Genomic DNA, 21,168 nt, shown 5'->3' with positions numbered 1-21,168 from the left:
AAGTGTTGCTTGCAGTGCTTGTTCTATATTCACAAAAAAATCCGTAGTTAGTTTCCTAACTACGGATTTTGCATGATCGTTTGGATCGGTCAACCGGTCATTTTCTTAACTGATCGGCATTAGCCGATTGGCTCCTTTTTTATATCCATTAATAACTTTCTAGCCAAATATAAGGCGTTCAAACCAACCTTTATCAAGCTCGTCTTCACAGCGTTTTAATTGCGCACCATAACGGCTCGCTCTGTGTTTAACTTTGTTTGCGACACCCATTAACCACTTTTTCTTTTTATATGTGCCACGCTTATAACCACCCCAACCTTCATGATAATTAAGGTATTGTGCATAAGCATCCCACTTAGAGATTTTATTTACTTTATGCGTTTTATAAACAAACCACGCCATAAAGTCGATTGCATCGTCAAAATCGTCTCTATCAGCACCATTGTTGCCTGTTTCACGAATGTAATCTGACCATGTTGGTGTTTTAGCCTGTGAGTAGCCATAAGCATCACTTGCGCGACCGGTTGGAATTATCCATAAGAAGTACTCCATGGGTGGAGCCGCATCATGTTTAAAGGAGCTTTCCTGGTACATCATACTCATGAGTACATGCTTAGGAGAACCCCATTTTTCTTGCGCGTCTTTTGCGTCAAAATACCAATCAGGTTTTTCTTCAAAGATTTTGCATAGATCGTTAGGTTGTTTCGGAGGCGCTGTAGCACAACCAGCTAAAGTAATGGCAAGAGATAAAATAATTGCATTTTTTTTCATTTTTTTAAGATCTCACAGAACTTTTTTAAAAAGTGTGGGTCTGACTCAATGAATGCAGCAGTACAGCATTAGTTCATCCCTGAATATATATTTACGCAGCCTACTTAGGCTGCGTTTTTTTTGCTTAAATTTTACTAAGTATTAAGATTATTTACCGCTAAAATACGCATCTAAAAAGGCAGTAAATGACTGCGTATCTGCTTGCTCAATTACAGTTTGTGCTTCGTTAGACTCTACAACTTGTTGTTCTAGCCAAGGCTTTAAAAACTCACTGTAATCAGTGTCTGCGTGGCTTTGTTTGTATTTATTAGCCAGTGCTAGCGCAAAGTGACCGTTGTCTAAACCAGACTCTTTTAATTGTGACACGTAACGTCCAGAATAGGTAAGCTCTGGATTATGCACCCACGTTGCCATGCGCTTTATAGTATCAGAGTAATAATTAACACCATAAGCATTATCCATCCATTTAGCGACATCAGTGAGCTGGGCAAATATTTCATCACCCCACGACTGAAGACTACGCTGTGTATTATTAAAGTTAAGCATTAGCCCTTCTTCTCGACCTTGATTGACTACTGTGTCGAGGTTTTCAGTACTGCGTGCTTGTTCTTTCCAATCCATTGGAGCTGAATCTTTTAATAAACAATACGTTAAAAACACATCTAAAAAGTGAATTTGCTCAATATCAATACCCACTTCGCTAAACGGGTTAACGTCTAATGCGCGAATTTCTACATATTCAATGCCTGCTCGAAGCAATGCATCCGTTGGCGTTTCGCCACTTTTAGCATTACGCTTAGGACGAATTGGTGAGTAAAATTCGTTTTCAATCTGCAGAATATTTTTATTTAATTGTTTAGGGTTTTCACTCTTATAGTCATCAAGATCACCATAAATTTCTGATGGTGTGTTGATTGCTTTTTTAAGACCTGCAACATATTCATCTAACGAGTTATACATTACACGTAGTGACGACTGGGCGCTATTTGTATAACCTAAATTGCCTAAACGCAGTGCCGTACCAACTTCTAAGTAAAGCGTACCTTTACCTAGTTTTTTAAATGGTAAATCGGTTTTTCGACCTTGTAAAAATGAGTTACATAATGCTGGTGATGCACCAAACATGTAACTTATTAGCCATAGTTCGCGTTTAAAGTTACGAATAAGCGCTAAATAACCCTCTGAAATAAAATCTTGAAGGCTTGCATTACTTTGTTGTAACGAGTGAAGCGACTGCCAAAGCGTATCTGGAAATGAAATATTAAAGTGAACACCTGCAATTGCTTGCATCATACTACCGTAGCGATTTTTTAATCCTTCACGGTATAGTGTTTTCATTTTGCCTGTATTAGAACTACCAAATTGAGCTAAAACAATATCATCTTGATGCTCAATAAAGCACGGCATACTGATAGGCCAAAGCAGTTCATCGTCCATCTTTTCTAGAGTGAACTTTTGAAGGTCTTTTAATTGTTTAAGAGTTTGCGTTGACGACTCACTAACTGGAGTAATAAATTCAAGTAAAGATTCAGAAAAATCAGTTGTGATATGGCCATTAGTTAACGCACTGCCCACCCCTTTTGGATGACCTTTAGGTGATATAGCACCATTCTCTTGTATTCTTAGCGACTCTCGCTCTATGCCACGTTTAATGCCTTTAACTGCATGTTGGTGCTCATTTACTGATAACGCTTCAAGTGCGTTAGCTAAATCATGTGTTGTCAAAAAATCTTTCCTCGGGCCACGTGGCTTAATCATAAGGTTATGGGGACTAATTACTTAGACTCAAGATTAATACCAATTTTTATTGAAAATATGATCATTGTATCGCATTAAATAGCGCACTCACTGCGTTAAAAAATTATTCATATAGAACAACTATATTTCATAATTTTCGCCTTGTTATTGTGCTATTTTCTTAGCGCTATAATAGATCACTTATTTAATGCAACTGGTATAAATTGCTAAGAACTATATAACTTTCAAATTTAATAATTATTTGCCCACTTTATACATGCGCTTAATATGACCAACATCATTATATTAAGTCGTAATATTGCCATTGCTATGTGCATTATACAAATGCTTTAAATACGTATTTAATTATAAATCAAATAAGTAAAATATCAGCCTATAGTAATAGACCGGAACTTATACAAAATCAGTTCAATTTAGCTGCCTGGTATTTAAACTTGATCTAGATCAATAAATACAATTATTTGTCTTATGAGCATAGACGGAAAGACGCTATTTTTTGCTTTGTAGTGTGTAAGCAATATAATGACTGCAACAATAAAGGATGATAATAAACACAATGCACAATGATAAAAGCTTAAAAAATGAAGAAGTATACTTTGATGAATCACAAGAGCTGGTTTCTACTACTGACCTTAAAGGTGTAATAACATACGTCAATCAAGCGTTTTGTGCTGTTGCAGGCTATAGCGCACAAGAGCTTATTGGTCAGCATCATAATATTGTTCGTCACCCTGATATGCCAAAAACAGCCTTTAAAGAAATGTGGGCAACATTAAAACAAGAACACTCATGGCGCGGTATGGTTAAAAACCGCTGTAAAGATGGCCGCTATTACTGGGTAGATGCCTTTGTAACCCCAATTTTTGAAAATGGCCGACTTGTTGGTTATCAATCTGTACGAACCAAAGCAAGCTCTCAACTTAAGCAACGTGCACAAACACTTTACAACAAATTAAATACCAACAAATCATTATTTAAACTGCGAGAACACACCGCAATAAGGCAAAGCATTACTTTTATATGCTTGTTATTTTGGCTGATTTTTATTGCTGTTGCGGCATCAATCACCATTGCTGCAATTAGCCTATTTATTTGTGCCTTAGTTATTGTGCTAAATTATGACGAACTCATTGTTACCCCTAAAATATTACGCGAACAAAAAGCAAAAGCCGATTCAATCTCTCGCTATATTTACAGCGGCTACACACCGCACAGTGTAAGTGATTATAGAGAGCAAATGCTAAGCGCAAAACTACGCACGGTTCTTGGTCGTATGAAAGACTCAACATTAAGCTTTAATGGCATCGCGACTGATTTAGACAAACAATCAACACTCACCGAAGAAGGCATTTCTTCACAAGGGGAGCGTTTAGAGCAAATTGCATCAGCGATGACCCAAATGAGCTCTACCATTGGTGAAATATCAGTAAATACAGCTCAAACAGCTGATAAAGTGAATAACACCCACCAAAGTTGCTCAGAGATAAAAGACCACATTGCAGATAATAGTAAAATGGTATCTGACTTAGCTTCTCAAGTAGAACAAGCCGCAAATACAGCCACCAGCTTAGCCTCTGAAGCAGATAAAATTGGTAAGGTAATGAGTGAAATAGAGGGAATTGCCGATCAAACTAACTTACTTGCTCTTAATGCAGCGATTGAAGCAGCTAGAGCGGGAGAACATGGTCGAGGCTTTGCAGTAGTCGCCGATGAGGTAAGGACTCTTTCGTCACGCACTCAAAATGCTACGACACAAATCCATAGTTCTATTAAAGAAATACAAGACACTTTATTTAGCTGGTCCAAAGTAATGCAAAGCACTAAAGCACAAGCCGATAACTGTGTTTTGACAACCGATAAAACCCAAGTTGAATTAGAGGGTATTTTTATCCAAATCAGTGAAATATCTCACTTGGCAATACAAATATCATCCGCTGCAGAAGAGCAACAAATGGTTAGTAACGACATTAGTAATAATGTTTCGCAAATTAAAGACTTTGGCGATAACAACTTAAGTTTAAGCTTTAATGTGGCAAATGGTGCAGCTGAGCTTGTTGAAGGCTCACGTAGAGTGAACGATTTATTACTAACCTTTAAAGTTTAACAAACATAAAAAAGCCGCTATTTTAGCGGCTTTAGAGTTTAATTATTTACAATCAGCGTTTGGTAAATACCAAAGAGTCGTCATTTGCATCAATAACAATCACGCTACCTGGTATGTAGTCCCCATTAAGTAGCTTTTGTGCTAGCGGATTTTCAATCGTTTGCTGAATAGCACGCTTAAGCGGGCGTGCACCGTACACAGGATCAAACCCACTTGCTGCAATTCGCTCAAGTGCAGCATCGCTTATTTCAAGCAGATACCCCATATCTGTTAAACGCTCACGTAATTTCATTAACTGAATATCAGCTATTTCTTTTATATGCTCGTTTGCTAACGGGTGGAATACAACAGTCTCGTCAATACGGTTAATAAATTCAGGTCTAAACTCATTAATCAATACTTCCATTACTTTAGCTTTAAGGGTCGTATAGTCATTATTACCCGCTTGTTCTTGGATAATATCTGAGCCTAAATTTGATGTCATGATAATGACGGTATTTTTAAAATCAACCGTGCGGCCTTGCCCATCAGTTAAGCGTCCATCATCAAGTACTTGAAGTAAAATATTGAATACATCAGGATGTGCTTTTTCAATCTCATCAAGCAATATTACCGAGTATGGCTTACGACGAACGGCTTCGGTTAAATAACCGCCCTCTTCATAACCCACATAACCTGGAGGTGCGCCCACTAGGCGGGCAACTGAGTGCTTTTCCATAAACTCAGACATGTCGATACGCACCATGGCATCTTCGGTATCAAACATAAAACCAGCCAGTGCTTTTGTAAGCTCGGTTTTACCCACACCTGTTGGACCTAAAAACAAGAAAGAACCAATTGGGCGATTAGGATCTGCAAGTCCTGCACGTGAGCGTCTTATTGCGTTAGCAACAGCAACGACCGCTTCATCTTGCCCTATTACTTTACTGTGTAACTTATCTTCCATTTGCAGCAGCTTTTCACGCTCACCTTGTAGCATTCTTGCAACAGGAATACCTGTCCAGCGAGATAAAATTTCAGCAATTTCATCCTCACCTACTTGGTTTTTAAGCAGGGTCATTTCTTGCATTTCGGCTTGTGAGGCTAAATCAAGTTTTCGTTCAAGCTCTGGAATTCGCCCATATTGCAGCTCTGACATACGCTGTAAATCACTTGCTCTTCGCGCTACATCTAAATCTAATCTTGCTTGTTCAAGCTCGGCTTTAATTACTTGTGTACCTTGAAGCGATGCTTTTTCAGCATTCCAAATTTCGTCTAGCTCACGATATTGCCCATCAAGGTCGGTGATCAACTCTTGCATTTCGGTGCGACGTTTTTGACTCGCCTCATCTTTTTCTTTAGCAAGTGCATTATCTTCTAATTTTAATTGGATAATACGACGCTCAAGCTTATCTAACGACTCTGGTTTTGAATCAATTTGTAATCGAATCGAAGATCCAGCTTCGTCTATTAAATCAATTGCTTTATCTGGTAACTGACGATCGCTAATGTAGCGGTGAGATAACTGCGCCGCAGCAACAATCGCGGGATCAGTAATTTCTACTGAATGATGTAGCTCATATCGCTCTTTTAAGCCACGCAATATTGCAATGGTATCTTCAACCGACGGCTCTTCAATGAGTACCTTTTGGAATCGACGCTCAAGTGCTGCGTCTTTCTCTATATATTTACGGTATTCATCAAGCGTGGTTGCGCCAACACAGTGTAACTCACCGCGTGCTAAAGCAGGTTTTAGCATATTACCCGCATCCATTGCGCCATCACTTTTGCCTGCACCCACAATAGTGTGTATTTCATCAATAAATAAAATGACTTGGCCTTCTTCTTTAGCCAATTCGTTTAACACTGATTTTAAACGCTCTTCAAATTCACCGCGATATTTAGCGCCTGCAACTAGTGCTCCTAAATCAAGCGATAAAACACGTTTGTTTTTTAATCCTTCAGGTACTTCACCATTAATAATACGCTGTGCTAAACCTTCTGCTATTGCTGTTTTACCAACACCTGGCTCACCGATTAATACAGGGTTATTTTTAGTACGGCGTTGTAGTACTTGAATCGTGCGGCGAATTTCGTCATCACGACCAATAACAGGGTCAAGCTTACCTTGCTCCGCTCGCTCAGTTAGATCAATCGTGTACTTTTCAAGCGCTTGGCGTGTTTCTTCGGCATTTGGGTCATCAACTTTTTGACCACCACGAATCGCTTTAATCGCTGTTTCAATTTTAGTGGAGGTAATATTTAACGATCTGAATATATCGCCAAGTGGACCTTTATCGTCGCATGCTGCCAGTACAAACAATTCACTTGAAATGTATTTGTCTTTGCGTTTTTGTGCATACTTGTCACATAGGTTAATAAGTGAAGCCATATTATTTGATAGCTGTACGTCGCCACCTACGCCTTCTACTTTAAATAGTTTTTCTATTTCTTGAGAAAGCTTGGTGTTAAGTTCATCTGCGCTAACCCCCGTTTGTGCAAATAACGCGCGCACACTGGAGCCGCTTTGCTGCAGTAATGAATACATTAAATGTACGGGTTCAATAAATTGATGATCGCGGCCAAGGGCTAGCGATTGCGCATCAGAAAGCGCAGATTGAAATTTACTTGTAAATCTATCTAAACGCATGGTGTTACCTATTAAATAATCTAATTGCTTAATTAATGGGTATGTTTAGGTGTTTGTTCAAGGTATAGAGAGAAATATAATAGCTAAAGGTGCTAATTACTTGCGCCAGATCAAACTTGCCATGCGTCCGGTTTGTCCATCTCGCCGGTAAGAAAAAAATAAGTCACTTTGAGAGACTGTACAATAGTCGCCGCCTGTAATATTTTTAACGCCTTGCTGGGTAAGTAAAGTACGCGCAATGCCATAAATATCAGCAAGATATTTGCCATTAGCTTGTGGTGTAAATGCTTGAACAAATGAAGAAGACCTTTTTTGAAATAACTCAAGCACTTCAGCCCCAACCTCAAATTGAGTTGGCCCAATTGCAGGCCCTAGCCAAGCATTTATATTTTCATACTTTGAGCTAAAACATTCTAAAGTATTTTTAATAATTCCCTGCTCAAGCCCTCGCCAGCCACCATGTATAGCTGCAACTTCATTCTCATCATCACTCACTAATAAAATAGGTAAGCAATCGGCAGTCATTATAGCCAAAGGTTGGTTTAATAACTGAGTATAAAGCGCATCAGCATTATGTAACTTTTTAGAGTCAAAATATTCATCAACAATAACAACATCAGAGCTATGAACTTGATTTAGCCACACGGCAGGTTTAGGTAAGAGCTTGGTTAATAGTGAGCGGTTTTTTGATACATCACTTTTATTATCACCAACATGGTATCCCAAATTAAAACTTTTAAATGGGGTTTTTGAAACACCACCTCCACAAGTAGTACTTAACGTTCCTACTTTATGAAGGTTTTGCCATGTCGCTGACAATAAGTGCATTATCTATCGATATCAGGATTAGCTTTAGTATCTTCACGTAGTGCATGTGTCATAGCAACCATATCGTCAGGGATAGGAGCTTGCCATGTCATCATTTCACCGGTGATTGGGTGCGCAATACTTAATTTTACAGCATGCAGTGCTTGGCGTCTAAAGCTACGGAGTAACTCAAATAACTCAGGTGTTGCACCTTTAGGTGGACGCGGACGGCCGCCATAAGATTGATCGCCAATTAGCGGATGATTTAAATGTGCCATATGCACACGAATTTGGTGAGTACGACCTGTTTCTAAACGCAAACGTAAACGAGTATGAGCACGAAATTTTTCAGCAACACGGTAATGTGTAATTGCCGGCTTACCCATTTCATGTACGGCCATATGCGTACGCTGCGTAGGATGGCGGCCAATTGCTTTTTCAACCATACCACCAGCAGTCATGGTGCCATTACACAGTGCTTCATATTCACGAGTGAAATTTTCGCGCTTTTGTAGTGCTTTTACCAAATGCGTTTGGGCCTGAATCGTTTTAGCTACAACCATTAAACCGGTCGTGTCTTTATCTAAACGATGCACAATACCTGCGCGAGGCACGTTAATTATTTCAGGGTAGTAATGTAGCAATGCGTTTAGCACTGTTCCATTAGGGTTACCCGCACCAGGATGAACCACTAGGCCCATTGGTTTATTAATTACCAAAATATCATCGTCTTCATAAACAATGTTTAATTTGATATCTTGTGCTTCGTATTCGCGTGGTGCTTCAATTGTTGTTTCAACACTTACAACTTCACCGCCTAGTAGTTTTTCGCGTGGAGTGTTGAAAATTTCACCGTCTACAGTGATTTTATCATCCAAAATCCACGTTTTTATACGAGAACGTGAATAATCAGGGAACAATTGTGCTAATACTTGGTCTAGACGTTTACCACCTAATTCGGTTGGAACGTCGGCTTGAAGAGAAATTTGCTCTGACATTAGTAACTTTACCCAATTTACCAGTGCAAGCTTTGCTCGACTGGGTTAGAATCGCTTTTAATAAAAGCATAATATAATACGCATAGTTTACTCGGTTTTACCGACTTGGCCTAGCCGAAGACATCGAAGGTAACAAATAAAATGATAAATAAAATAGGGAAACGTGCATTTGCCATTGTTTTTTCAGTTTCTGTACTTAGTTTAGGCGCTTGTTCGTCTGCTCCAGACCAAGAAGACATTCAACGTGTACCGAATAAGTCTGCACACGCTTTATATGAAGATGCAAAAGAAACGCTAGATTCTGGTTTATATGCTCGTGCAATTGAACTTTTGAGTGCAATAGACTCTCGCTACCCGTTTGGCCCATTCTCTAAGCAAGTACAAATGGACTTAGTCTATGCACATTATCAATCAGGTAATACTGAACAAGCACTTGCAACCATTGACCGCTTTATTCGCTTAAACCCAAATCATAAAGATTTAGACTACATGTATTACATGCGTGGTTTAGTAAACATTAAAGCAGATAAAAATGCGTTCCAAGAGTACTTTGGTGTAGATAGAGCCGACCGTGATGCTAACCGTACTCGTGTTGCATTTACAGATTTATCGACATTAGTAAAACGTTTTCCTAAAAGTGATTACGCGCCTGAAGCTAAGCGTCGTTTAGTTTGGCTTTTAAACCGTATGGCACGTTATGAATTAAAAGTAGCAACTTACTATTACGAACGTGAAGCTTATTTAGCTGCTGCTAATAGAGGTAAGTTTGTTGTTGAGCATTATTCACAAAGCAGTTACTTAGATCCCGCGCTTGAAATGATGGAAAAAAGTTACGACCAATTAGGTTTAACTGAGCTTAGTGAGCACGCAAAGCAAACACGAAAACTAAATAAAAGAACTAAATAAATAAAAAAGGCGCTTACTAAGCGCCTTTTTACTACATAGAAAAACAAGCTTAAATCGCTTCTTCATCTTCCTCTGCAGTACGAATACGTATTACACGCTCAACATCTGTGACAAATATTTTACCATCACCGATTTTTCCTGTTTGCGCCGTTTTTACAATAACTTCAATTGCACGGTCTACATCTTCATCAGTCAATACAATATCAAGTTTTACTTTAGGTAAAAAATCTACCATATACTCTGCGCCACGATATAGCTCAGTGTGACCTTTTTGACGCCCAAAGCCTTTAACTTCGCTTACCGTCATCCCCGTAATACCTACATCAGACAACGCTTCACGCACATCATCTAACTTAAAAGGTTTAATAATTGCTTCTATTTTTTTCATATTGATTACTTTTGAAAGCTCCAGTTGCCTCGATTTTAGACAATCATAGTGTTCATAGCAAACAAAGCAATTGAATTACGGTGATAAAACAACCGATCATGGTATAATTTATTATATAAAAATAGCTATACTTAAATGACTAGCAGTAAATGAGATTAATATGAAAAACAAACAAAACGGGTTCACCCTTTTAGAACTCATGGTAACCGTTGCTATCGTTGGCATTATTGCATCAATTGCGATTTGGAATAGCAGCGATATGCTAGAAGAAAATAGAGCTGAGAATTTTTTGTTGGAATTAAAAAGAAATATTAGCTACGCACGCTCTCAAGCAGCGAGTACAGATGAAATAGTCGTTATATGCGCCGCGCAGCATGGTGAAGTAAAAAATCAAAATGATACAATGCAATGTCGTAATCGATGGGACAGAAATAAAATTATCATTGTATTCATTGATGGTGATAATAGTGGTCAATACAACAGCTCTACAGACTCTTTACTACGTGTCATGGAAAAAATAAGCCTTAATGACAAAATAAAATATACTGGTAATGATAGGAGATTACGATTTAATACCAGTGGTCGAATAACAACGAAACCCGGTGATTTTGTATTTTGTCCTAATAATGGCAGTGAAAATAATAAAGCTTTAACAGTATCTCAATCTGGTACTTCTTTTTATACTGGTGATACAGCTCAGACTTGCGGTTAAAAAACATACAAATTCATCTTGTCATATTTGTATCATTTACTAGACTCAGTTAATCATTTATTAACTCAGGTCTTCAAGGATGAGATTATCAATATCAAAAAACAAGGGAGTGACACTTCTTGAATTAATGGTATCGATGGCTGTTGTCAGTATTATCAGTCAATTGTCGATGTGGTTTTATCCAGATTTCTTGGCTAAAAACCGATTAGATAACCATGTGAATCTGCTACACCGAAATATAAATTATGGCCGCCTTTACGCAATTGAAAATGGGACTTACGTCACACTTTGCGCACTAAAAGGCAGTCAATGTACAAAGGACGAGTGGGATGGTCAAATGTCACTCTTTATCGACAAAGATAAATCAACGACTCTAGATGATGATGAGTTACTCTTAAGCACTTTCGAGGATGCTCATGACGCTGATACTTTAGAGTATCCGCGCAACGCCATTACGTTTCGTCCAGATGGTTCTTTAAATGGCTTTCAAAATGGGACTTTTATATATTGTCCCAATAGCAATAAAGCCAATCTCGAAGGATTGGCTTTATCTGTAAGTCAAACGGGTAGAATTCGCATCAAATCAACTGATAAGTGTCAAAAGAAGTAATCTAGGCTATTATCGACCCCAACAATAATCAATATCAGAGTTACCTTTACTTCCTTTTGCACCTTTAAGACCTGTGTCAGTAATTGTAAGCTCTTTACAGTCATTATCCCCCTTTACAGGACCATCTATAGGCTTAGCTGTAATAGTGAAGGTATTGCTATCGACTACCTTTATAGATAGCTCAAAGTGACCATTTTCGGTCTTACTTTGCAATCCTAAATCAGTAAATGTCTCTGTATATTCCCTATTATCGACAAAATACTGCTCCTCCTTATTTGCAGCATCTAGCAATGCTGCAGCCGCTTCAGCGCGCGAAGCACGCTTTACATATTCAGTATAGTTAGGCAGCGCAATTGAAGCGAGTATGCCGACGATAGCAACAGCTATCATCAGCTCAATTAAGGTAAACCCGTATTGTTTCTTCATTTAATTTCCTTAATTATTAACTTCGTCATTTTCTTCACGTTTATAGATATATGTTTGTTGGGTTTTGAAGCCAAACCCTACTGCATTGTCATTAACCAATACAACTTTACCATCGACAACAGTTAAACCAGGACCTTTTATTTCTACAGGTTTCATTGGATTTTCCGCATTTTCACCTTTAATACCAGGGCCAATTAAATAAAACTGACTTTCTTGTATTACGTCAACTGTTGGGTCGTCATCACATTTACCATCGCCATTACCATCTACACATGAAGCGCCTTCACCAAAGTATAACTGAGGTGTATCTGGTACATCGTAGCTGGTTGTAAATTTAAGCTCGTCATACACTTTAGTACCGTAATGTAAGTGAAAAGCGTATAAAGAACCTCCACCACCACTTAATGAACATTGGTTTTCAGTCGATGTATCTGATGCAGGTGTGAAACTTGTAAAATAAGCAACACCGCCAACAACTGTAGCAGCAGCTAGTGATTTTTCACCCGTTCCTAACTCATATCTCCAGCCATTAAATTTAGCCAAGTCGACTTCTAAGTCAACAAAATCATCAACGTCATCTAGAGCATTACCAAATGGGTCTGAATTCATTTGCATCAAATCGGCAGGTACAATAGTATCTGGTGCATTCGTTTTATACGATTTAGTAACTGTATTTTCATCTCTGATCATAAACAGTTGATCTTTCTCATTGGTACCGGTTGGTTTTGAGCGGTTACCACTACCAATAACTATTGCATCATACGGCGTATCTAAGCGTGTTATAACGGTACTACCATCAATTGTTGTCTCGCTTACTTTACTATAAATAGTTCGTGCAACGAGTGGTTTGTAAAAAAAGCGTCGGTCTTCAGTTGCTTTATTACTGCCAAGTTCAGCTAATTTAAAGTGACTAAATTCGCTAGTACTAGTGCCTGGCATATCTATACGCCAAATATCTCCACCAGTATCTGCCGCATAAATTCGGTCTATATACCCATCATAATCCGAGTCAAGCGTGGTAACATCTGCAGCAATGCTATGCTTACCTTTAAAGCCATTAATATCGGGTGTTAATGCCCATACTCTTTTACCTGTTTCGGCTTCAACAATATAAATACCTCGCCCTATATTATCCTCACTACGAATAGCTGCATCTTTATTTGTATCGTATCCAGCACCAAAAATTAATAAAGGCTTATCACCAAATGCTTTAATATAGGCTATTTGTGGCTTTGACCATGTTTGCGCAAGCTCTTTAAAATCGCCTTTTCCGCCCTCTATTGGTGCGTCCCATAATTTTTTTGGTATGTTTGGGTTTGTTATATCAAGTCCGTAATAATTTTTACCACCGCGACGCATTCCTGCAAAAGCCCACACTCTATCGTCGCCACTCGCATCAATAATACCGTCGTTTAAACCATCACTATTTAAGTTTTTATTATCAAAATAAATACTAATAGGGCCATCCATACCATATACTTTCGTATCGGCCTGATTTTTACGTAGAGGTTCAATAATGTCGTATAAAGCAGACGGTATAAATGCCCAACTTTCACTTACGCTATCATCAGAATCCTTGAACATATGCAAAAAGCCTGCATTAGTTCCTATTAAAACTCGAATATCATCATTACCATAATCGATTGCGACAGGTTTAGAATGCAGAGGATCACCAAAAATATCTTGACGCTGGTCAACGTTAGACCCATCAGCATCATCATCATCAACATCAACACCCATCGCCCATTTAATATCATCGCTCGATAAGCTCAGAGGATTATTATCGACTAAATTAAGAATATCACTGACAACTGAGGTATTAAAATTTACTATTGCTCCTTGATTGTCAGTGTATAAATTACGGCTATCTGAATCTAATGTAGTTAAATGAAGATTTACACCACCTTGTGCAACTAAGTTACCATCAGCTGGCTCCCCGCTTGGCAACCAAAATGTTTCTGCATTTTCGTCAATCAAGCCATTTTCATCAAGTGCCGATAATCCTTTTGAGTCAACAATTTGACTCCCTGATACTTTCAGCTTTTTTAGGTTTCCACGCCAACGAGCACCTGTTTCTGGGTAAAACATGGCAAAATAAACAGCATCTCGACTACGAGTTTGATCTACATTATTACTTGCAACTGAAGGTGATGAAAAACTATCATTTACTTCTCTGATTCTTGAAATCGTATTTTTTAATGCCTCTGATAAAGCCTCTGAAGTTCGCGCCTCTAAGTACTGCCCTCCACCAACCGATGCCGCTTTCTCTAGTAAGTCAATACCGCCATCACTCATTCCTGTGCCAAAGCCAATGGTAAAAACTCTACCCGTATCTAGCACATCGCTTGTCTCAGAGTATAAATCTACTTTTGTATTATTTGTTCCATGTATTATTTTTGATAGAGCAACTAAATAGCTATTAGAATAATCACCACTCACAAAAGGGATTGAATCATTAAATAAATTATTATGTACACTTTTAATCTGATCATCACGGCCATCATCGTTAGTGGGATCTCCATCAGTCATCAAAATAATATTAATTGAGTTATCGCACCTGAGAGGATCTCCTGACTCCTTTTTAAATGGTGACTTATAAGTTCCATTAGCATCAGCTGCTTTATCTCTATTGTTAATACCATAACCATAGTAAAGACTTTGCCCAGTAATATATCTATACGCCTCCCATAAGGTTTCTGTTAAGGGAGTTGCTCCACTTGCAGGCAAATCATCAATTTCATTAAGTAAGGTATTTTTGTTAGAACCAAGCCTTGCTAATACATAGCCACCTGAACTTTCTCTAAATCTCATTAAACCAAAATCAATATCATCATTATCAGTAACTAGTTGGCTAACGGCGTTTTTTGCTACTAATAATCGGCTATCTTCACAAATAGCTTGTGCATATCCATTTACAGACTTGTAACACTGCTGTGTGTAATTAAAGTAAGTCTGACTTTTAAAACAATCAGATTCATAGAACTGTCCATTTTGATAACGACGATAACACCTGCCTCCATCTACAACATCCCAAGCCATACTTCCTGAAGTATCAAATATCATTAACACTCTTGGATTTTCGTCTGTCTCTACATCATGATTTACATAAAGCTCAATATCCTCTGCAAATACCGACATACTTATTGTTAAGCCAAGCAAAGAGGCTAACACTTTGTTTAATTTAAATTTCATCTTAAATCCCCTTGCTTACGCTGGCCATTTCTTGTGCTATACCTGTAACAATAGTTAGTTCATGCTTACTTTTAGAACCATATTCTATCGTAGTGGCGACCTGTAACATATTGCACGATATACCTGCTGTAAAATTAAAGCGTCGAGGGCATTCTAAATCTAGCTCCCCCTTGTTCAGGTTAGTCATTTTGCTTTGCATATCTGCATGATTTGCAATCACCATACCTTTGTCATCACCATCCGCGATTGCAGTTACTTCATCGGGAGTCAGGAAGAAATGATTATCAGCGCCTTGATTTGCCTCATCAGAGATCATGCGTTGCACTTCACCAATGAGTTCATTTTCGGCTACTTCGCGCTCTTGTGCTGCATTGGTAATTTTAATATCAATACTACTACTGCTCATAAGTGTCACAGCAATACCGGTCACTGCAATAACCATTATTAAAGCTGTAATTAGAACTACACCTTGCTGTTTTTTTTGTAATTGTTTTAAATACGCCATAAATTTGATCCAACATTATTTAATCGAATAGTCGTGGTAAACACTGTGCGTCTGAAACTATCGGTAAATTTCAATTCACGCTTGTCTTCATCTTCACCTAATGTGTAAGTTTGGTTTTTAATTTTAACTCCTGGGTCTGGCTGCAATGCGCGTATTAATAAAAAAACCTGAACAGTTAAAATACCTTTACGATTTTCCCAATCTGTATGCTTCATATCTTGAATACTTCGGTAGGTATCTACGCGATTATCACTGTTAGTATCAAGACCAAAAACAAACCGCATATTCTCAACACCTTCCATAATAGTTTCTGTGTTGATATTTCCACCAACAAGGCGCTTTCTCATTAATGCAGGTACAGTTAAATTCTTATTATTAACTTTATAAGTTTGTTCTGATAGATAATAAACATGATGGCTATAAGGCCAAACAGTTGCATTAACATTAAGAGAAGCAGCGTTAACCGTTCCACGGAAAAATTGAGCTTTCTCTTGCTCAGCTACAAAGTAGTTTTCATCGGCCTGAGTCTCATTAGTTACTGCATTAACTGTTAAACTCTTGCCTTGTAAAAATTTTAATTGAATAATGTCAGTGCTTTTAATCGGATTATTTAGACAGTTAAGCTCTTTTGATTCGCCTGCAACCTTTGCGTAAATAGTTCTAAAATTACTAGCTGTAGCAAAATCAGGGAAACTCCCATTATTTAATCCTTCAAAGCAGTCTGTTCCAGGGTTTGCTAGTGTATCTGTGTTTATTGCGGTGAACGAATCGTCATAATAAGTTCCCCAAAAGCCAATTTGTTCAATATCACGTTGCATAATGTTAATTGCAAGGCGCCCTGATTCTTGAAGCTCACCAATAGTCATCGTATCTTTAGTGGTTACTTTCATTCCTATATAGGTAAACATAACGCCACCTAGTATTAATCCACCAATAAATAATGAAATCATCATTTCTACAAGTGTAAAACCTTTTTGCTTCATGTTAGCTCCTAAGGTAAATATAACTAGTTAAAACAACTAAGCGGCGCTTTTTGTCAGCCGTTCCACACTTTATAGCGCCAGTAGCATCATTTGCATTGAACTCTTGTCGACCTTGCCACGAAACAATTACTTCTAAATTAAATGCTTTACCACCCGAACCAGCAACTGCGGTAGGTGCAATACATACGGTAGCACCATCTAAAGTTCCCGTATTTTCTCGAGCTCTTATAGCTCTTTTCCACTGCTCAAGATCTAACGCCGCAACTTGCGCTGCGCTACAAGTGTTTGTAAAGCACGCCTGCGAGGTTGTAGTAGCAGTTTCACTATCAAATGTCTGTGTGTACAGTCCGGCTATTTGCGGGGTATCGTTAGCACGGATACGCTGCACAATATCATTACCAAGTGCAACTGCAGCAGCACGCTGCATAGAATCAAAGCTTGCTTGCTTTGCTTTTGCTTGCAAAGCAACTGCGCCTAGAAGGCCAAAACTAAGAATAATAAATGCAATTAGCACTTCAATCAGAGTGAAGCCTCTTTGCACTTTTATGTGAGGTGATTGCATAATAAAACCAAATAAAAATTATCTGATTATAAGTTTATGTTATTTATTTGAGGAATCAATGAGGACTAAGACAAGCGGTTATATTTGTTGATAAACGGTTAATTAAATCTGTTTATTCAATAACACCGTTGATAATTAAAGCTCAAATGTATTTAAATCAGGGGGGAGTTAATTGCAAGGTAAGCCTAAAGCGAATTTTTAACTAATTTAAGCTCACGGCGGCTCACTGGCAATAGCTCACAGCCCCCTTGTAGCTCAATCATATGATTGCCATTCGCTTTTGAATGCAAAGCAATTACTTTTTGTTTATTAACCAATGTATTGCGATGAATTCGCAAAATATGTGTAGGATATTGTAACTCTAATTGTTTTAGACTTTGTTCAAGTAAAGCTTCTCCACCACAGAATATCATTTTGGTATACTTTTCTTCGGCACTAAAATACAAAACATCATTTATATCAACACTGCGTAGAGTACCAGCGAGCTGATAAGAGATTTTTGCATTTTGTTGTTTTTGAATATGTACTTTATTTAAGCGCCCAACTTGCTTAAGCACCTTTTGCAATGATTGCTCTGAAATAGGTTTAACTAAATAGCCTGCAGCGCTTAATTGTAAAGCATCGAAGGCATGCTCAGGGTGAGCAGTTATAAAAACAATAGCAGGAGGTAGAGTTAAACTATTGAGCTCATTAGCAACTTGCAAACCATTCATACCAGGCATATCAACATCTAAAAAAATCAGATCCGGCGTTTGCTTTTTAGCAAGTACTAGGGCTTCATTACCATTACTTGCCTCGCCTTGTACAACTATACTTTTATCATGAGCCAACAAACGAATTAAGCGCGATCTCGCAAGAGGTTCATCGTCAACAATGAGTACGTTCATACACTACCCTCAATAAGCTTAGGGATCACGACCTTGACCCTAAACACATCATTTTTATTAGTAATTGTTAGCTGCGCTTTATTTTTATAATAAATATTTAATCGCTGGCGGATATTTTCAAGCGCCATGCCGTTATTAGGCCTAGTTTGAGCATTAGAAATTGTTATTGGGTTAGAAACAATCATGGTTATATAGCCGGTAGTAATATGTAGCTCTACTTTTATTTCTGCACCACGCTCACTTGTTTCAACACCGTGGCATACTGCATTTTCAATTAATGGCTGCAGGGTTAAACAAGGAATGCTCAATGCAGGTAGTTCATTGGGTATTTGCCAATTAACTCTTAAGCGATTACCGAAACGCCATGTTTCAAGTGCTATATATTGCTTACTCAGCGTTATTTCATCGTCAAGAGATACATTTTTTCCTGAGTGCATTGCAGCCTGCGATAAGGCGGCTAATGCTAAAATAGCCTGCTCTGCCGCATCGGCATCATGATGAGTAAGCTCTGCAGCAGTGTTTAAACTATTATATAAAAAATGAGGACGTATTCTAGCTTGCAAGGCATCAAGTTCAGCTCGAGAAAGCGCTTTAGTTTGCTGCTCTTTTTCAAAATGAATTAATAAAAATTGGACGAATAAAGCCGCCAGCAAAGCCACTATAATGCAATTGCGAAGTGTGAAATAAATTAAGTTATCTGTATCATCTATATCAAAAGCAAAATGGGAAAATAAAATACTAAAAATGCACGTAGATAATAAAAAAAAGATAAAAAACAAACTTAACTGAAAAGTTTGAGTGCGCGTTTGTAAGAAAAATCTACAAAAATATAAAGAAGAGGTACCGACTAAAACAATTAAATGAATAAACAAACTAATGATCCCAAGTCGAAGCCAAATATCGCCTTCTACATTGGGTGCAAAGGCTAAAACAATAGCAATAACTTGAGAAACAATAAGCGAAGCTAGTACGCCTCGCTCATTAAAAAGAGCCGAAAAAAGCAAACCATCATCTTTTAGTGACTTGCTCATAACGACTCTCCTATAATCTAAATTTTAAATTAACGTAGCTCTACAGGAACAGCAAATACGATATTCTCTTCTTCGCCTGGGTTTTCAACAACCTGCGTACCACCAAGATCTTTTAATCGGCTTATAACTTGTTGTACAAGTACTTCTGGCGCAGATGCACCCGCAGTTACACCCACTGATTTAGAACCTGAAACCCACTGCTCTTGCACATCAGTTGCATCATCAATTAAATAAGCAACAGTGCCCATTTTATCTGCAAGTTCACGTAAGCGATTAGAGTTAGAGCTGTTTTTAGCGCCAACAACTAATAGCACATCAACTTTGTCAGCTAAGTCACGAACAGCATCCTGACGATTTTGCGTTGCATAACAAATATCATCTTTACGAGGTCCGTCAATTGATGGAAACTTATTGCGTAGTGCATCAATAACATCAGCAGTATCATCAACTGATAAAGTCGTTTGACTACAGTAAAAAAGATTTTCAGCATTTTTTACATTAAGTGCAACAACATCATCAACGGTTTCAACAAGATAAATACCACCGTCTGAGTTATCATATTGTCCCATTGTTCCCTCTACTTCAGGGTGACCATGATGTCCAATTAAAATACACTCAATACCTTTGCGACTCGCACGTGTAACTTCCATATGCACTTTAGTTACAAGCGGACACGTTGCATCAAATACTTTTAAATCACGACGTTTAGCCTCGCTGCGAACCGCTTGCGATACGCCATGTGCGCTAAAAATAACAATACTGTCGTCAGGTACTTGATCAAGCTCTTCAACAAATACCGCACCACGGCTTTTTAGTCCATCAACCACATAGCGGTTATGTACTACTTCGTGGCGAACATAAATTGGCTTTTCAAAAATATCTAAAGCGCGCTCAACAATACTAATAGCACGGTCAACACCAGCGCAAAAGCCGCGAGGATTAGCTAGTAATATTTCCATTAACCTTCCACCTCAATAATATCAACTTCAAACGTTAAACGCTGGCCAGATAAAGGGTGATTAAAATCAATCGTTACCGACTCACCTTGCACTTCGCGGACTAAACCAGGAAGCTCAGTGCCATCAGGTTGAGTAAACGCAATAATTGCACCTACCTTAGCTGGTGTTTCTGGACCAAACTTACTACGGTCAACGTAGTAAATATTATCTGGGTTTGGCTGACCAAAAGCATCTTCAGGTTCTAATTCAAACGTTTTACTTTCGCCTGCAGTTAGCCCTAATAAACACTTTTCGAAGTTTGCCGTTAAGCTGCCATCACCCATTGTTAATTTAGCAGGTTTGTTGTGCACCTTGGTAGAATCAGCGGCAGAGCCATCTTCTAATTTAATAGAAAAATGGAAAATAACTTGCGAGTTTTCACCAATTACAGCTTGGCTCATGCTTTATGCTCCTTTGGACTCTCGCCGGTGAAGGCGTCAAATAACAATAATGCTGCGCCAATACAAATAGCGCAATCGGCAATATTGAATACAGGAAAATGTGAGTCTTTATAAAAAACGTGAATAAAGTCGATTACATAACCATACGCAATACGATCGTATAAATTACCAATAGCGCCAGCAAGTACCAATGCATAAGCACCGCATAGTACTTTATTTGTAGCAGGTAAGCGTTTTAGCCACCATACAAGCAAGGTACTAATAGCAACGGCAATTGCACTTAAAAACCAACGCTGCCAACCACCCGCTTCACTTAAAAAGCTATAAGCCGCACCATAGTTATGTACATAAGTAATACTAAAAACAGGGAGTAAGTTTATAGACTCTTGATAAGCCATAGTCCCTACAACAAGTGTTTTACTGGCAAAGTCTATTACTAAAAGTAATAGACTCAACCAAAGCCACACTAAACCACTTTTTTGGGCTAGTTTGCTCACTAA

General features: G+C 38.3%; 20 protein-coding genes. 4 read left to right on the top strand and 16 right to left on the bottom strand.

Annotation, left to right across the window (positions count from 1 at the left end; all coding sequences use genetic code 11):
• Window positions 1–159: 159 nt before the first annotated feature.
• Window positions 160–771 (bottom strand): transglycosylase SLT domain-containing protein, encoded by a 612-nt coding sequence (locus H5087_RS01295; protein WP_002962200.1) that lies wholly within the window; start codon window positions 769–771, stop codon window positions 160–162.
• A 147-nt stretch (window positions 772–918) separates the two neighbouring features.
• Window positions 919–2,496 carry a glutamate--cysteine ligase gene (gene gshA, locus H5087_RS01290; RefSeq protein ID WP_182670904.1) on the bottom strand — a complete coding sequence of 526 codons (1,578 nt, stop codon included), beginning with the start codon at window positions 2,494–2,496 and terminating at the stop codon, window positions 919–921.
• A 589-nt stretch (window positions 2,497–3,085) separates the two neighbouring features.
• Between gshA and H5087_RS01285 the strand changes: the two genes are divergently transcribed.
• Window positions 3,086–4,633 carry a PAS domain-containing methyl-accepting chemotaxis protein gene (locus H5087_RS01285; RefSeq protein ID WP_182670903.1) on the top strand — a complete coding sequence of 516 codons (1,548 nt, stop codon included), beginning with the start codon at window positions 3,086–3,088 and terminating at the stop codon, window positions 4,631–4,633.
• A gap of 52 nt (window positions 4,634–4,685) precedes the next feature.
• On the opposite strand, the gene clpB is transcribed toward H5087_RS01285, so the two are convergent.
• From clpB to rluD, 3 genes are all read right to left on the bottom strand, one after another.
• A complete protein-coding gene (gene clpB / locus H5087_RS01280) occupies window positions 4,686–7,262 on the bottom strand; it encodes an ATP-dependent chaperone ClpB (protein WP_182670902.1) in 2,577 nt (858 codons plus the stop codon).
• A gap of 96 nt (window positions 7,263–7,358) precedes the next feature.
• Window positions 7,359–8,090, bottom strand: coding sequence for a peptidoglycan editing factor PgeF (gene pgeF / locus H5087_RS01275; protein ID WP_182670901.1), 732 nt, complete (start codon window positions 8,088–8,090; stop codon window positions 7,359–7,361).
• A complete protein-coding gene (gene rluD, locus H5087_RS01270) occupies window positions 8,090–9,067 on the bottom strand; it encodes a 23S rRNA pseudouridine(1911/1915/1917) synthase RluD (protein WP_149594281.1) in 978 nt (325 codons plus the stop codon). The genes pgeF and rluD overlap by 1 nt, the downstream gene beginning before the upstream one ends.
• A 141-nt stretch (window positions 9,068–9,208) precedes the next feature.
• On the opposite strand from rluD, the gene H5087_RS01265 reads away from it, so the two are divergent.
• Window positions 9,209–9,973 (top strand): outer membrane protein assembly factor BamD, encoded by a 765-nt coding sequence (locus H5087_RS01265; RefSeq protein WP_002962210.1) that lies wholly within the window; start codon window positions 9,209–9,211, stop codon window positions 9,971–9,973.
• Window positions 9,974–10,022: 49 nt separating this feature from the next.
• Here H5087_RS01265 and glnB read toward each other — a convergent pair whose 3' ends face one another.
• Window positions 10,023–10,361 carry a nitrogen regulatory protein P-II gene (glnB, locus tag H5087_RS01260; protein WP_002962211.1) on the bottom strand — a complete coding sequence of 113 codons (339 nt, stop codon included), beginning with the start codon at window positions 10,359–10,361 and terminating at the stop codon, window positions 10,023–10,025.
• Between the two features lie 160 nt (window positions 10,362–10,521).
• Between glnB and H5087_RS01255 the strand changes: the two genes are divergently transcribed.
• Window positions 10,522–11,073, top strand: coding sequence for a GspH/FimT family pseudopilin (locus H5087_RS01255; protein ID WP_182670900.1), 552 nt, complete (start codon window positions 10,522–10,524; stop codon window positions 11,071–11,073).
• A 79-nt stretch (window positions 11,074–11,152) separates the two neighbouring features.
• Window positions 11,153–11,683, top strand: a complete 531-nt coding sequence (locus H5087_RS01250) for a GspH/FimT family pseudopilin (protein WP_182670899.1) — start codon at window positions 11,153–11,155, stop codon at window positions 11,681–11,683.
• A gap of 9 nt (window positions 11,684–11,692) precedes the next feature.
• Here H5087_RS01250 and H5087_RS01245 read toward each other — a convergent pair whose 3' ends face one another.
• The 10 genes from H5087_RS01245 to lspA all read right to left on the bottom strand — a co-directional run bounded on the left by H5087_RS01245 (window position 11,693) and on the right by lspA (window position 21,165).
• Complete coding sequence (locus tag H5087_RS01245; protein WP_182670898.1) at window positions 11,693–12,109, bottom strand: type IV pilin protein; 417 nt, start codon at window positions 12,107–12,109, stop codon at window positions 11,693–11,695.
• A gap of 9 nt (window positions 12,110–12,118) precedes the next feature.
• Window positions 12,119–15,301: a pilus assembly protein gene (locus H5087_RS01240; RefSeq protein WP_182670897.1), complete on the bottom strand. Its 3,183-nt coding sequence runs from the start codon at window positions 15,299–15,301 to the stop codon at window positions 12,119–12,121.
• 1 nt (window position 15,302) lies between these two features.
• Window positions 15,303–15,806 (bottom strand): pilus assembly protein PilX, encoded by a 504-nt coding sequence (locus tag H5087_RS01235; protein ID WP_182670896.1) that lies wholly within the window; start codon window positions 15,804–15,806, stop codon window positions 15,303–15,305.
• Complete coding sequence (locus H5087_RS01230; protein WP_182670895.1) at window positions 15,794–16,789, bottom strand: PilW family protein; 996 nt, start codon at window positions 16,787–16,789, stop codon at window positions 15,794–15,796. Before H5087_RS01230 ends, H5087_RS01235 begins: the two co-directional genes overlap by 13 nt.
• 1 nt (window position 16,790) lies before the next feature.
• Entirely contained in the window at window positions 16,791–17,351 is a 561-nt protein-coding gene (gene pilV / locus H5087_RS01225; RefSeq protein WP_182670894.1) for a type IV pilus modification protein PilV, read from the bottom strand.
• Window positions 17,352–17,536: 185 nt separating this feature from the next.
• On the bottom strand, window positions 17,537–18,238 hold the full coding sequence (locus H5087_RS01220; protein ID WP_182670893.1) for a LytTR family DNA-binding domain-containing protein: 702 nt from the start codon (window positions 18,236–18,238) through the stop codon (window positions 17,537–17,539).
• Complete coding sequence (locus tag H5087_RS01215; RefSeq protein WP_182670892.1) at window positions 18,235–19,269, bottom strand: sensor histidine kinase; 1,035 nt, start codon at window positions 19,267–19,269, stop codon at window positions 18,235–18,237. Before H5087_RS01215 ends, H5087_RS01220 begins: the two co-directional genes overlap by 4 nt.
• Window positions 19,270–19,298: 29 nt before the next feature.
• A complete protein-coding gene (gene ispH, locus H5087_RS01210; protein WP_002958232.1) occupies window positions 19,299–20,228 on the bottom strand; it encodes a 4-hydroxy-3-methylbut-2-enyl diphosphate reductase in 930 nt (309 codons plus the stop codon).
• Window positions 20,228–20,668 (bottom strand): FKBP-type peptidyl-prolyl cis-trans isomerase, encoded by a 441-nt coding sequence (fkpB, locus tag H5087_RS01205; protein ID WP_002958231.1) that lies wholly within the window; start codon window positions 20,666–20,668, stop codon window positions 20,228–20,230. Before fkpB ends, ispH begins: the two co-directional genes overlap by 1 nt.
• A complete protein-coding gene (gene lspA, locus H5087_RS01200) occupies window positions 20,665–21,165 on the bottom strand; it encodes a signal peptidase II (RefSeq protein ID WP_182670891.1) in 501 nt (166 codons plus the stop codon). The genes fkpB and lspA overlap by 4 nt, the downstream gene beginning before the upstream one ends.
• Window positions 21,166–21,168 lie beyond the last annotated feature (3 nt).

The organism is Pseudoalteromonas sp. SR43-7 (assembly GCF_014163785.1).
Lineage (GTDB): Bacteria > Pseudomonadota > Gammaproteobacteria > Enterobacterales > Alteromonadaceae > Pseudoalteromonas > Pseudoalteromonas distincta.
This window is presented reverse-complemented; position numbering and strand designations above follow the sequence as displayed.